Source organism: Mesorhizobium sp. M7A.F.Ca.AU.001.01.1.1 (assembly GCF_004022735.1).
In the GTDB taxonomy this organism is placed as follows: domain Bacteria; phylum Pseudomonadota; class Alphaproteobacteria; order Rhizobiales; family Rhizobiaceae; genus Mesorhizobium; species Mesorhizobium ciceri.
The window spans coordinates 1-12196 of the sequence record NZ_RZPF01000102.1 but is presented as its reverse complement, the minus strand read 5'-3'; the positions used below and the strand labels follow the sequence as shown (position 1 = coordinate 12196).

Below are 12196 nucleotides of genomic sequence, written 5' to 3'. Positions count from 1 at the left end.
CGTCCTTCATGGCGCCGTCGGCATAGATGGTGTCGCCCGAATGCAGGAAGAAGTCGGGCGTGTGCTTGCCGATCGTGGCGTAGGTCTTCATGCCGGTCTCATCGATGCCCCAGCCCTGGCCGGCGGTGTCGCCCGACCAGGCAAAGCGGATGTCGCGCTTCGAGGCCGGCGCCGTCCTGAAGCGCCCGATGATCGGCTCGGAAACGGCGTTGATGTCGGCGAGATCGGCTGCCGTCATGCGATAGAAGATATCCTGGTCCGAAGCGAGGTCGGTGAGCAGCCGCTTGACGGTGTAGTCGCTGGCCGGCGACGTATCGAGCGGCGCCAGGCGTGTCGCAGTGGCGAAGTTCTCCGTCGACGACACTTCGAACATGACGCGCGACGGGCGATCGGTGCGCGTCCACACCATGCCGCTGGTTGCGTCGACATCGCCGGACTGGACGCCATGGGTGAAGGCCGGCCGCTGACTGGCGCGCGAATAGTAGGGCAGCACCAGGCTCGAGACGCCGGCCAGGCCAACGGCGCTGGCGGAGGTGACGAAAGCGCGGCGAGTCATCGAAAGCTTGTTCACGGCTGTCTCCTGGATGGCTTGAACGGTGCCACCAAAATCCAGCGTCAATGTTTCAGGGACATCTCGGGATCATGAAGTTTTTCTGACGATCAACAGGCGGGTGGGCGTTTGCGCGGACGGCGAAGCTGCCGATCTTCCTCCGTGTGGGGGAGATGGCAGCTTGGCCGGTAGCGTCTCTCCCTACGCCGCCTGCGGCTCCGGCTCGAATGCCGGCTTGCTGGTGTTGATCAGCAGCGAGATACAGGCAGCGGCTATTGCCGTCATGCCGGCGATCAGGAAGGCCAGTTCGTAATTGCCCTGCAACTCGCGCATGGTGCCACCGAAGGCGGCGGCGGTCGCCGCACCGATCTGGTGGCCGGCGACGATCCAGCCGAACACGATCGGCCCACTGCGATCGCCGAACGCCTCATTGGCGAGCCTCAGAGTCGGCGGCACGGTGGCGATCCAGTCGAGACCGTAGAGCACGGCGAAGATGATCAGGCTGGTCGCTGAGAAGCCGGAATAGGGCAGGTAGATCAGCGACAGGCCGCGGATGCCGTAATAGACGCCGAGCAGCTTGCGCGGGTCGAAACGGTCGGTGAGCCAGCCCGACAATGTCGTGCCGATCAGATCGAAAATGCCCATCATCGACAGCAGGCCGGCGGCCTGCACCTCGCCGATGCCCATGTCGCCGCAAAACGCGATCAGATGCGTGCCGACCAGCCCGTTGGTGGTGAAGCCGCAGACGAAGAAGGTGGCGAACAGATACCAGAACACCCGCGTGCCGGCGGCACGGCGCAGCGTCGAGAACGTATGCGCCAGAAAGTTGCCCTGTGACGCAGGCGGCGTCGGCGGCACATCGTCAGCCTCGGCGCCATAGCGCACCATGCCGATCGATGCCGGCCGCTCCGGCACCAGCAGCCAGACCAGCGGTATCAGGGCAGCGGTCGCGATCGCGACCGCAATGACAACCGGCTGCCAGCCGCCCGACTGTGCCAGAGCGGCGATCAGCGGCAGGAACACCAGCATGCCCGAGGCACTGGAGGCCGACATCAATCCCATGACAAGGCCGCGATTGGTCTTGAACCAGCGATTGACGATGGTCGCGCCGAGCACGCTGGCGACGGCACCGGAACCAATGCCCGAGAACACGCCCCAGGTGATGAACAGATGCCACGGCTTGGTCATCAGCAGGCTGAGCATGGTCGAGCCCGACATCACCACCAGCGAGGCGAGCAGCGTGCGGCGCAGCCCGATGCGCTCCATCAGGGCTGCGGCAAATGGCCCCGTCAAACCGTAAAGCAGAATGCCGACACCGGCGGCCAGGGAGATGACGTCGCGGCGCCAGCCGAAACTGTTCTCGAGTGGCAGCATCATGACCGAGGGTGCGGAGCGCAGGCCAGCCGCGACCAGCAGGCTGAGGAAGATGACGCCGACCACGACGAAAGCGTAGCGCTGGCCAAAGGGGCGAGATTGAGTTATCATGTTACTGACCGGTACGTTGCAGGGTGGGAACATGTATACGTACCGATCGGTAACATTGTCAATCGAGTCACACGATGCCAACCGACAAAAATATTGAACTGACCATCAGCGACGGTCATGCATCCGCTCCGCCGAAAGCCGCCAAGAAGATCCTCGATGTGGCCTATGACCTGTTCTACCGGCGCGGCATCAGGGCGATCGGCGTCGACGAGATCGTCAAGCGTGCCGGCGTCACCAAGCCCAGCCTCTACCGCAGCTTTCCGTCCAAGGACGAACTGGCCGCTTCCTATCTCAGGCAATATGACCGTGAATACTGGGAGCGCTTCGACGAGGCGGTCGCCGCTCATCCCGGCGACCCGCGCGCTCAGATCAAGGCTTTCCTGACCCGCATCGGCAAGCGCACGCAGGTGGCGGACTATCGCGGCTGCGGCATGACCAATGCGGCGGTCGAATATCCCGACCACAGCCACCCGGCTCGCGTGGTCAGCGAGGCCAACAAGCAGGAACTGCGCCGCCGCCTGCGCGCCATGGCGGCTGCGATGGGCGCGCAAGACCCAGACACGCTCGGCGACGGCCTGCTGCTGCTGATCGAGGGCGCCTATATCAGCGGCCAGTTGTTCGGCCTCGGCGGTCCGGCGCAAGCGGTTGCCCGCAATGCCGACCTGCTGATCGAAGCCAGCTTGAAGAAATAGCGTTTGGCGCTACGCTGCGGCGGCTTGCAACGGAGATTGACCGCCATGCGTGCCATTCTGATCCCGCTTGTCCTGGTCGGTCTCGGTCAGGCGGCGCAAGCCGACGGCATTTCCAGCGCCTACACCGATCTGGATTCGAAAACGGACTGCGTGACCTACGCGCAGGCAGAAGAAGGCGACGGCGACTGGGCCGAACTCGCCTGTTCAGGCTATCGCGGCTATCCCGTACTGATCGCCTATGACGACGCCCGTGAATCGCTGTTCTACGGTTTTCCGCCCGGCGGCGACATGACGACGGTCTGGGAAAGCTTTTCCGGCCTCAATTCGTCCGGAGCCAAAGTCGAATGGCGCATCGAAACCAAGGGCGACACGGCAGTGCCCTATGCCGTCATCCATCGCCGCTCGATCAGCAATCCCGAGGACGAGAAAAAGCCGACCGAGGTGCTGCTCGTCGCCAAGGTCGGCCAGATGGACGCCCGCGACGGCTGCACCGTCGGCCTGGTGCTGGCCACCGGCAATCCCGTCGCCAACGACCAGGCGCGCAAGCTTGCCGACGACAAGGCACGCACCTTCGCCTGCGGCAAGGACAGACACACCGTCATCGGCAAAGTGCCGGCCTTCGGCCGGGTCGACAACTGACCGGTCGGGCTACTTGCTCGCCTTGGCCCGCTCGATCGCGTCGACGATCATCTTCTTGGCGTATTTGGAATCGTGCCAGCCTTCGATCTTGACCCATTTGCCGGGCTCGAGATCCTTGTAGTGCTCGAAGAAGTGCTGCACCTGCTGGCGCGTAATGTCGGGCAGCTGAGTGTATTCGGTGACGTTCTCGTAACGCAGCGTCAGTTTTGGCGACGGCACGGCGATGATCTTCTCATCCTGGCCGGCATTGTCTTCCATGATCAGCACGCCGATCGGCCGCACGTTGATGACGCAGCCCGGCACCAGCGCGCGCGTGTTGCAGACCAGCACGTCGATCGGATCGCCGTCGCCCGACAGCGTGTGCGGCACGAAGCCGTAATTGCCGGGGTAGCGCATCGAGGTGTGCAGGAAGCGGTCGACGAACAGCGTGCCGGCCTCCTTGTCCATCTCGTACTTGATCGGCTCGCCGCCGATCGGCACCTCGATGATGACGTTGACGTCCTCAGGCGGATTCTTTCCGCTGGCTATGGCTTCAATGCGCATGGCTTAAATCCCTCTCTCGATGGACGATCGATAGCGGGCGGCGCGTCATGGTGCAATGCGGCGAATGGTGCTGGGTGCGAATGGAACGCCCAATTGCCGAAAGGCCGGGTTGTCATTCCCAGACGAAAGCGACCTTCTTCAGCGCCTTTTGCTCGAAGATCTCGACGCCCTCGGCGACATCGCGGCCACCGGCGCCGGCATAGAAGGCAAGCGCGTTCTGGTTGTCCTCCAGCGCCCACACGACCATGCCTTTCAGCCCGTGATCGGCCAGCCGCGCCTTGGCCGCCGAAAACAGGCGGCTGCCGAGCCCGATGCCCTGATATTCCGGGCGCAGGTACAATTCGTAGATTTCGCCCTGCTGGCGCAGTTCACGGGCGCGGTTCTTGCCGATCGTCGCATAGCCGGCGATCTTGCCGCCGATTTCGACGACCAGAACGGTGGCGGCGCGGCGAATCGCATTCGCCCACCAGTCGGCGCCACGGCGGTTGATCATCGATGTCAGGGTCCGGTGCGGAATGATGCCGGAATAGGCGCCGCGCCAGGCCTCCAGATGCACCTCGGCGATGGCACTGGCATCGCGCGGGTCGGCTTTCCGGATGTCGATCGTCAGCGTATTCATGATTTGTTAACCATAAACCCGCATCGCCCGATTGCAAGGGTCCGGGCCGCCAGCCGGCTGCTTTCTCACAGGCGATCACCGCCCTGGTGAGGGGCCTTCAAGACTTCTGTGGAAAGGCTCAAATCTCGACGAGATGGTCGTCGAGCTCGTTGCTGTCGCCCGCAGTGACCGGGAAATGCTCGGCCAGCACCGCACCCACCAACTCGATCGCCTTGACGAAGCCGTCGGCAAGCCGGTCGTCGCCGGCATGCGCGGTAAGGTCGCGCACGACGCCGTCCCAGACATGCTGGCCGACCTTGGCGTCGATACCCGAATCGGCAACCACCTCGGCATAGCGCTCGGCGATCGAGACGAAGACCAGCACGCCGGTGCGCGCCGTGGTGCGGTGGACGTTGCGGGCGAGGAACTGCTTGATCGCGTTGGCGTGCGCCGCCTGGTAGCGCAGCCGCCTCGGCACCAGGTGGATGCGCATACCAGGCAGCGCCCACAACAAGGCCAGCACGCAGGCAAGCGCCAGGAGCTGGGCGAGGACGAAATGCGGCAGCCGGATCGACAGCCACCAGGCCTCCAGACCGTAGCCGACCGCCAGGCTGACGAACAGCATGCACACGGTCGCCATGAAGGCGGCCGGGAAGAAATAGCCGTCGCTGGCATGCGCCACGACACAGTAGATTTCGCCGTCGGTTTTCTCCTCGGCGGCGTGGATCGCGGTTGCGATGCGCTCATGATCCTGCGGGCTGATTGGTCGTGTTGCCATGATCTGTCTCACCAGCTTCCTGAAGAACCGCCACCACCCGACGAGCCGCCGCCACCGGAAAATCCGCCACCGCCGCTTGACCCCGAAGACCAGCCGCTGCCCGACGACGAACCGGTTGTCCAGCCAGTGCCCGAGTACCCGCTCGGCCCGCGGCCATAACGAAACGTCATGCCCAGCCATTTGTACACGCCCGGCGACAGTTTCGTGCCGAACATCGGCGGCAGGAACGCCATCGCCATCCCGCCGAAGAACATCGTCGCCCACAGGATCAGGAACACGGCAAAGATCGGATCGATGGACGTGCCGTCATCGGCGGGATTGCGCTTGCCCCGCGCTTCCAGTTCTTCGGGATTGCCCTCCAGCACCATGACCATGTCATCGACGGCTTTGCTGATGCCGCCGGAGAAGTCCCCGGCGCGGAAGGCCGGCACCATGTCATTTTCGATGATCAGCTTGGTGTGCAGGTCGGTCAGCGTGCCTTCCAGCCCATAACCGACCTCGATGCGCATCTTGCGGTCGTTCGGGGCAACCAGCAGCAGCACGCCATTGTTCTCGCCCGCCTGGCCAAGTTTCCAGAAGCGGAACAGCCGGTTGGCGTAAGGCTCGATCTCCTCGCCATCGAGGCTGGGAATCGTCGCGACGACGATCTGGTCGGAGCCTTTCGTCTCGAAATCGGCGAGTTTTTGGGTCAGCGCCGCCCTGGTCGCGGCGTCGATGATGCCGGCATTGTCGACGACACGGCCGGTCAGCGCCGGCAGGTCGGCCGCGTAGGCCATGACGCAGGAGAACAGCACGACCGCAGCAATCAGGACGGCCGAGGCGAGGCGGTCGCGTTTCGACAGGCTGATGCTGGATACCATCATGCCATCACCAGCTTCCCGACGAGCCGCCGCCGCCGGACGAACCGCCGCCGCCGGAAAAGCCTCCACCGCTGCTTGACCCCGAAGACCAGCCGCCGCCGGAACTCCCCGACGACCAGCCGCCACTGGAGGATCGCCGGCTTGGCTCGAAGGTCATGCCAAGCCAGCGGTAGCGGCCGGGGCCAAGCTTCTGGCCGAAGATCGGCGGCAGCACGGAAGCCGCAATGCTGCCGAAGAAGATGATCGCCCAGATGCTGATGAAGACGGCGAAGAACAGGTCGTCGGAATCGAAAGGCGCTTGCTGGTTGCGCTCGCCGCGCGCCTCCAGCTCCGCCGGATTGCCTTCCAGCACCATGACCATGTCGTCGACGGCCTTGCTGATACCGCCCGAGAAGTCCCCGGCGCGGAAGGCCGGCACCATGTCATTCTCGATGATCAGCTTGGTGTGCAGGTCGGTCAGCGTGCCTTCCAGCCCATAGCCGACCTCGATGCGCATCTTGCGGTCGTTCGGGGCCACCAGCAGCAGGACGCCATTGTTTTCCTTCGCCTGGCCGAGCTTCCAGAAGCGGAACAGCCGGTTGGCGTAAGGCTCGATCTCCTCGCCATCGAGGCTGGGGATCGTCGCGACGACGATCTGGTCGGAGCCTTTTGTCTCGAAATCGGCGAGTTTTTGGGTCAGCGCCGCCTTGGTCGCGGCGTCGATGATGCCGGCATTGTCGACGACACGGCCGGTCAGCGCCGGGAGATCGGCCGCGAGGGCGGTGAAGGGGAGGAAGAGGAGGCTTAGAAGAGCGAAAAGGAACCCTAGGCTTGCGTTCCGGAGCGCCCCCCTCTGCCCTGCCGGGCATCTCCCCCTCAAGTGGGGAGATTGGCCGCCATCTCCACTTTCACCAATTTTCAACGTCGCAAGATGGGCGTCAGCGCCGAAGCTGCCAATCTCCCCCCTTGAGGGGGAGATGTCCGGTAGGACAGAGGGGGGTGTTTGCACGCCAGCAGCCCGTCATTTCGCGGGATTTATTCCGATGACAGTGGACGTTCACCCGCCCTGCTTCGTGCCGAAATCGACCTTCGGCGGCTGCATCTTGTCTTCGGCGACGGTGAAATTGGCGAAGGGCTCGTTGCCGCGGAACCAGAAGGTCGCCCACAGCACCGAGGGGAACGTCCTCAGCGTCAGATTGTAGTCCCTGACCGCCTGGATGTAATCGCGCCGCGACACCGCGATGCGGTTCTCGGTGCCTTCGAGCTGCGCCTGCAGCGCCAGGAAGTTCTGATTGGCCTTGAGGTCGGGATAGGCCTCCGAGACCGCGATCAGCCGCGACAGCGCGCTGGTCAGCCCCGCCTGGGCATCCTGAAACTTCTTGAGGGCTTCGGGATCCTTCAGCGTTTCCGGTGTTACCGTGATCTGCGTTGCCTTGGCGCGCGCCTCGACCACCGCGTCGAGCGTATCCTTTTCATGCGAGGCATAGCCCTTGACCGTCTCGACCAGGTTGGGGATGAGGTCGGCGCGGCGCTGATACTGGTTCAGCACCTCGCTCCATGCCGCCCTGGCATTTTCTTCCGCCGTCGGGATGGTGTTATAGCCGCAGCCTGCAAGCAGCGGCAACACGATCGCCATCATCAGGAAGGCGGGCAGCGTGCGGAACGTGGACGGCAAGGCAAGGCGCTGGGCAAACATGATGGGGGTCCCTCGGTAGAAGTTGCACGCGAAGCATTACCACAATCAGCGCGCAAGAAAACCGCCCGCGCCGGCAGCCCCTCGCCTGGCACGCCCGGTGCCGCTGCAAGGCTCTGTGATTGGCCGTGCGAACGCGATAAGGTCCGGCAAAACGGGACATCATCATGGCGGAACGCCAGGACAGCGACAAGGAATCGCGCCGTATCCTCGAGCGCATTGCGCGCGAGACGGATCCGGCCGGCAACTCGTTTGTAGCGCGGGCAGCGAAAGGCATGCACGATCACGTCATCGCGGCCGATGCCGATCGTGCCGATCCGATCGAAGTCTGGGGCACCCGCTTTGGCCGCACGCTGGGCCTGCTGCTGGCGCTGGGCCTGATGGTCTGGCTCGTGCTTTACGTCATCCGGGGCAGTTAGGAATCAAACGACAATGAGCGCCGAACAAACCGACGCGCCGCGTGCGGTCATCGTCATTTCCAGCCATGTCGCGCGTGGCTCGGTCGGCAACCGTGCTGCCGTCTTTGCGCTGGAGACCCTGGGTTTCCCGGTCTGGGCGGTGCCGACCGTCATCTTGCCCTGGCATCCCGGCCATGGGCGCGCGACGCGCATCGTGCCGCCGCTCGACGAGTTCAAGGCTCTGATGGCCGATCTCGAGCGGGCGCCATGGCTGGGTGAGGTCGGCGCCGTGCTGTCCGGCTATCTCGGCGAGGCGGGCCAGGCCGAGGCCGTCGCCTCGCTGGTCGCCGCGGTCAAGGCAAGGACGCCCGGCGCCGTCTATATCTGCGATCCGGTGATGGGTGATTCGGGCGGCCTCTATGTGCCCGAACCGACCGCCATCGCCATGCGCGACCGGCTGATGCCGATCGCCGACATAGCCACCCCTAACCGCTACGAACTGGAATGGATGGCCGGCGCCGCGTTGCCAGACATGAAATCGGTGATCGCGGCGGCGCTGCACGCCGGACCATCGACCATGCTGGTCACCTCGGCGCCGTCGATGATGACGGGCGGCACCGGCAACCTCCTGCTCGATAACAGCCAGGCGCTGCTCGCCGAACATCGCCTGATCGACAAGCCGCCGAATGGCCTGGGCGATCTGACGGCGGCCGTTTACCTGGCACGCATCCTGTCCGGCCAGCCACCGATCAAGGCGCTGCAATCGACGACGGCGGCGGTCTACGAGATCCTGGCACGCACCGCCAAGCGCGGCGGCGACGAACTGCAGCTCGAAACCGATGCGCAGAGCCTGTCGCATCCGATGGCGATGGTCCAGCTTCGCCACCTCACACATCCAGGGCGGGGCCGCCGGGCGTGACATCGACTGAGGCCGTACTTGTCGGCGTCGATGGCTGCAAGGCCGGCTGGATCGCCGTCCGACGAACTTTTGGCATGGCACCGTCGGTCGGTGTCTTTGCAACCTTCACTGCCCTGCTCGCATCCCTTCCCGAAGACGCTGTCATCGCCGTCGACATGCCGATCGGCCTGCCCGGCTTTTCGGGCAAGGGCGGTCGCGGCCCCGAAGCGCTGGTGCGGCCGCTGCTCGGGGCACGCCAGTCCAGTGTCTTCTCGATCCCGTCCCGTGCCGCGCTCTATGCCGACACCAACGGCTTCACCACCATCGAAGCCTGGTATGCCGCGCACGTCAGGGCAAGCGCGGTGGCCCTGACCACATCCGATCCGCCGCGCGGCGTCTCGATCCAGGCGTTCGGCATTTTTGCCAAGATCCGCGAGATCGACGCCCTGCTGATCGCGCGGCCCGATTTGCGCGGCCGCGTGTTCGAATCCCATCCGGAAGTCGCTTTCTGCCGCTTGAACGGCGATCAAGCCATGCAACTGCCGAAGAAGATCAAGGGCAGCATCAATCCGGCCGGCATGGCGGAACGCAAGGCGCTGCTCTGCCGGCTCGGCTATGATAAGGGCTTTCTCGACCAGCCGCCGCCCCGCGGTGCCGCCGCTGATGACTTCCTCGACGCAGCCGCGATGACGCTGATCGCCGGTCGCATCGTCGGCGGCGAGGCGCGGCCGTTTCCCGACCCGCCGGGCCGCGACAGCTTTGGCATTCCCGTCGCCATCTGGGCGTGACGCTGTTGGCCACCGTTGCGCTCGATGCATGGCATTTCTAGCCAGCCCTCATAATTCTGCATTGCTCGCGACCGGCTTTTGCCGCTAGAGCCTCTCTAGACCGCAACGAGCTGCCGCATCCAACCCGGAAAGGCTCCAGACGCCGCCCATGTCCCATCTCCCTGAACATCTTCTCGCCGGCTATCGCAATTTCATGAATGGCCGCTATCTCACAGAGAGCGGGCGCTATCGCGATCTCGCTCGCGAAGGCCAGGCGCCGGAGACGATGATCGTCGCCTGCTGCGATTCGCGTTCGGCGCCCGAGGCGATCTTCGACGCTGGGCCGGGCGAACTCTTCGTTCTGCGCAATGTCGGCAATCTGGTGCCGCCCTATGCACCCGACGGCGAGTTCCATTCGACCTCGGCGGCGCTTGAATTCGCCGTACAGAGCCTCAAGGTCAAGAACATCGTCGTCATGGGCCATGGCCGCTGCGGCGGCATCCGGGCGGCGCTCGACAGCAATTCCGCGCCGCTGTCGCCGGGCGACTTCATCGGCAAGTGGATGAGCCTGATCGCGCCGGCGGCCGAAACCGTCTCCTCCAGCACCTTCATGACCGCCTCGGAGCGCCAGACCGCGCTGGAGCGCATCTCGATCCGCTATTCCATCGCCAACCTCAGAACCTTTCCCTGCGTCTCGATTCTCGAAGGCAAGGGACGGCTGTCGCTGCATGGGGCCTGGTTCGATATCTCGACCGGCGAACTCTGGACGATGAACAAGGAGACTGGCGATTTCGAACGGCCGGAACTGGGATGAACGCGGCGGCGCGCAAGCTGGTGAACATCAGGTCGGTCGCTTTTGCGGCGGCCGCACTGCTGCTGGCGATTATTGCCGCCCGCGCCGATGATCGTGCCCTCATCAGCCGCTGGTATTCGGCGCTGCTGGTCGCCGACCGCACGGAACTGTCCGACCTGCTCGCCGACGATGTCCGCATCAAGCTGGACGACCTCGGCATCGTGCAGAGCAAGCAGGAATTCATCGCTTCGATCGACGAATGGAAAGGTGCCGTTGCCGGTGCTGCGATCCGGCACCGGATCGAGAAAAGCGAAGGCGGCGTCACCACGGTGGTCGCCTGCTACGATTTCCCCAACAACGACATGCTGATGCAGGAAACTTTCGCGGTCACCGACAACCGCATCACCGCCAGTTCACAAGCGGCGATCGCCGAAAACTGCGACGGCTTTTGAGGGCGATATCGGCCAAATCCGCATATTGCGGGTCCGCCGGCCGCGCCCTACATCGGGTACGACCCACCTGCCTGCTTCACCAACGAAAGACTGTCCATGCCTTCCACGAAAGCCGTCGACCTCGCCGCCCATCCGCTGACCGCGTGGCAGGGGCCGCTCGGCCTGCCCGATTTCACGCGCATTGGCGACGGCGACTTCTCCCCGGTCTTCGACGCGGCGCTGAAGGCGCACGAGGCCGAGATCGAGGCGATCGCCGGCAACAAGGATGCGCCGACCGTCGAGAACACGCTTGCCGCGCTGGAACTCGGCGGCGAAGCGCTCGATCGTGTCTCGTCGATCTTCTGGTGCCGCGCCGGCGCCTACACCAACGAGACGATCCAGGCGCTGGAGCGCGACATCTCGCCGAAAATGTCCAGGCATTTCTCGGCGATTTCAATGAATGAGCGGCTGTTTGCCCGCATCGACGATCTCTACCAGCGCCGCGAGAGCCTGAAGCTCGACGCCGAGACCCTGCGGGTACTGGAAAAGACCTGGAAGGGCTTCGTCCGTTCCGGCGCCAAGCTCGACGCCGACGGCAAGAAGCGGCTGGCAAGCATCAGCGAGGAATTGTCCTCGCTCGGCACGGCTTTCGGCCAGAATGTTCTGGCCGACGAGCGCGACTGGGCGCTGTTCCTCGATGAAGCCGACCTTGCCGGCCTGCCGGACTTCGTGAAAAGTTCCATGGCCGAAGCGGCCGAGATACGCGGCCAGAAGGGCCGCTATGCCGTCACTCTGTCGCGCTCGATCTATGAGCCGTTCTCGACCTTCTCCGAACGCCGCGATCTGCGCGAGATCGCCTTCCGCGCCTTCACCATGCGCGGGCAGAATGGCGGCGCCACCGACAACACGAATGTGGTGCGCGACATGCTGCGCCTGCGGGCCGAAAAGGCAAAGCTGCTCGGCTACGCCTCTTTCGCCGCGCTGAAGCTCGACGACACCATGGCCAAGACGCCGAAGGCCGTGCACGCGCTGCTCGATCCGGTGTGGGAGAAGGCGCTGCAATTCGATCTGGTCGCTTGCTGCCTTCTCAAG

General features: G+C 64.4%; 16 protein-coding genes. 8 read left to right on the top strand and 8 right to left on the bottom strand.

Annotated elements, in window-relative coordinates:
- Window positions 1-571 (bottom strand): PhoD-like phosphatase N-terminal domain-containing protein (locus EN884_RS09085; protein ID WP_206617570.1); only part of this gene is annotated, 571 nt, incomplete at its 3' end.
- A gap of 180 nt (window positions 572-751) precedes the next feature.
- Entirely contained in the window at window positions 752-2035 is a 1284-nt protein-coding gene (locus EN884_RS09080) for an MFS transporter (RefSeq protein WP_063169470.1), read from the bottom strand.
- 74 nt (window positions 2036-2109) lie between these two features.
- Between EN884_RS09080 and EN884_RS09075 the strand changes: the two genes are divergently transcribed.
- Both EN884_RS09075 and EN884_RS09070 read left to right on the top strand, forming a co-directional pair.
- The gene (locus EN884_RS09075; protein WP_013528999.1) at window positions 2110-2727 is read left to right on the top strand and encodes a TetR/AcrR family transcriptional regulator; all 618 of its coding nucleotides are present in this window, start codon (window positions 2110-2112) and stop codon (window positions 2725-2727) included.
- 45 nt (window positions 2728-2772) lie between these two features.
- Window positions 2773-3366 (top strand): hypothetical protein, encoded by a 594-nt coding sequence (locus EN884_RS09070; RefSeq protein WP_013528998.1) that lies wholly within the window; start codon window positions 2773-2775, stop codon window positions 3364-3366.
- A gap of 9 nt (window positions 3367-3375) precedes the next feature.
- On the opposite strand, the gene ppa is transcribed toward EN884_RS09070, so the two are convergent.
- The 6 genes from ppa to EN884_RS09035 all read right to left on the bottom strand — a co-directional run bounded on the left by ppa (window position 3376) and on the right by EN884_RS09035 (window position 7820).
- On the bottom strand, window positions 3376-3909 hold the full coding sequence (gene ppa / locus EN884_RS09065; RefSeq protein ID WP_013528997.1) for an inorganic diphosphatase: 534 nt from the start codon (window positions 3907-3909) through the stop codon (window positions 3376-3378).
- Window positions 3910-4021: 112 nt separating this feature from the next.
- The gene (locus EN884_RS09060) at window positions 4022-4528 is read right to left on the bottom strand and encodes a GNAT family N-acetyltransferase (protein WP_013528996.1); all 507 of its coding nucleotides are present in this window, start codon (window positions 4526-4528) and stop codon (window positions 4022-4024) included.
- Window positions 4529-4646: 118 nt separating this feature from the next.
- Window positions 4647-5285 (bottom strand): TPM domain-containing protein, encoded by a 639-nt coding sequence (locus EN884_RS09055; RefSeq protein WP_063169471.1) that lies wholly within the window; start codon window positions 5283-5285, stop codon window positions 4647-4649.
- Between the two features lie 8 nt (window positions 5286-5293).
- The gene (locus tag EN884_RS09050) at window positions 5294-6148 is read right to left on the bottom strand and encodes a YgcG family protein (RefSeq protein ID WP_063169472.1); all 855 of its coding nucleotides are present in this window, start codon (window positions 6146-6148) and stop codon (window positions 5294-5296) included.
- A 4-nt stretch (window positions 6149-6152) separates the two neighbouring features.
- A complete protein-coding gene (locus tag EN884_RS09045; protein WP_063169473.1) occupies window positions 6153-7004 on the bottom strand; it encodes a YgcG family protein in 852 nt (283 codons plus the stop codon).
- Between the two features lie 177 nt (window positions 7005-7181).
- A complete protein-coding gene (locus EN884_RS09035) occupies window positions 7182-7820 on the bottom strand; it encodes a LemA family protein (protein WP_024504707.1) in 639 nt (212 codons plus the stop codon).
- Between the two features lie 164 nt (window positions 7821-7984).
- On the opposite strand from EN884_RS09035, the gene EN884_RS09030 reads away from it, so the two are divergent.
- The 6 genes from EN884_RS09030 to EN884_RS09005 all read left to right on the top strand — a co-directional run.
- Window positions 7985-8236 carry a hypothetical protein gene (locus tag EN884_RS09030; RefSeq protein WP_063169474.1) on the top strand — a complete coding sequence of 84 codons (252 nt, stop codon included), beginning with the start codon at window positions 7985-7987 and terminating at the stop codon, window positions 8234-8236.
- A gap of 13 nt (window positions 8237-8249) precedes the next feature.
- Window positions 8250-9134 carry a pyridoxal kinase PdxY gene (gene pdxY / locus EN884_RS09025; protein WP_063169475.1) on the top strand — a complete coding sequence of 295 codons (885 nt, stop codon included), beginning with the start codon at window positions 8250-8252 and terminating at the stop codon, window positions 9132-9134.
- Window positions 9131-9901 carry a DUF429 domain-containing protein gene (locus tag EN884_RS09020; protein ID WP_063169476.1) on the top strand — a complete coding sequence of 257 codons (771 nt, stop codon included), beginning with the start codon at window positions 9131-9133 and terminating at the stop codon, window positions 9899-9901. Before pdxY ends, EN884_RS09020 begins: the two co-directional genes overlap by 4 nt.
- A 148-nt stretch (window positions 9902-10049) precedes the next feature.
- Entirely contained in the window at window positions 10050-10694 is a 645-nt protein-coding gene (locus EN884_RS09015; protein WP_027037320.1) for a carbonic anhydrase, read from the top strand.
- The gene (locus tag EN884_RS09010) at window positions 10691-11125 is read left to right on the top strand and encodes a hypothetical protein (RefSeq protein ID WP_024504711.1); all 435 of its coding nucleotides are present in this window, start codon (window positions 10691-10693) and stop codon (window positions 11123-11125) included. Before EN884_RS09015 ends, EN884_RS09010 begins: the two co-directional genes overlap by 4 nt.
- 96 nt (window positions 11126-11221) lie before the next feature.
- Window positions 11222-12196 (top strand): M3 family metallopeptidase (locus EN884_RS09005; RefSeq protein WP_245491917.1); only part of this gene is annotated, 975 nt, incomplete at its 3' end.

Excerpts from the sequence above, each read along its gene's own strand:
- EN884_RS09080 (WP_063169470.1), bottom strand. The coding sequence starts at position 2,035 with ATGATAACTCAATCTCGCCCCTTTGGCCAGCGCTACGCTTTCGTCGTG.
- EN884_RS09075 (WP_013528999.1), top strand. The coding sequence starts at position 2,110 with ATGCCAACCGACAAAAATATTGAACTGACCATCAGCGACGGTCATGCA.
- EN884_RS09070 (WP_013528998.1), top strand. The coding sequence starts at position 2,773 with ATGCGTGCCATTCTGATCCCGCTTGTCCTGGTCGGTCTCGGTCAGGCG.
- ppa (WP_013528997.1), bottom strand. The coding sequence starts at position 3,909 with ATGCGCATTGAAGCCATAGCCAGCGGAAAGAATCCGCCTGAGGACGTC.
- EN884_RS09060 (WP_013528996.1), bottom strand. The coding sequence starts at position 4,528 with ATGAATACGCTGACGATCGACATCCGGAAAGCCGACCCGCGCGATGCC.
- EN884_RS09055 (WP_063169471.1), bottom strand. The coding sequence starts at position 5,285 with ATGGCAACACGACCAATCAGCCCGCAGGATCATGAGCGCATCGCAACC.
- EN884_RS09050 (WP_063169472.1), bottom strand. The coding sequence starts at position 6,148 with ATGATGGTATCCAGCATCAGCCTGTCGAAACGCGACCGCCTCGCCTCG.
- EN884_RS09035 (WP_024504707.1), bottom strand. The coding sequence starts at position 7,820 with ATGTTTGCCCAGCGCCTTGCCTTGCCGTCCACGTTCCGCACGCTGCCC.
- EN884_RS09030 (WP_063169474.1), top strand. The coding sequence starts at position 7,985 with ATGGCGGAACGCCAGGACAGCGACAAGGAATCGCGCCGTATCCTCGAG.
- pdxY (WP_063169475.1), top strand. The coding sequence starts at position 8,250 with ATGAGCGCCGAACAAACCGACGCGCCGCGTGCGGTCATCGTCATTTCC.
- EN884_RS09015 (WP_027037320.1), top strand. The coding sequence starts at position 10,050 with ATGTCCCATCTCCCTGAACATCTTCTCGCCGGCTATCGCAATTTCATG.
- EN884_RS09010 (WP_024504711.1), top strand. The coding sequence starts at position 10,691 with ATGAACGCGGCGGCGCGCAAGCTGGTGAACATCAGGTCGGTCGCTTTT.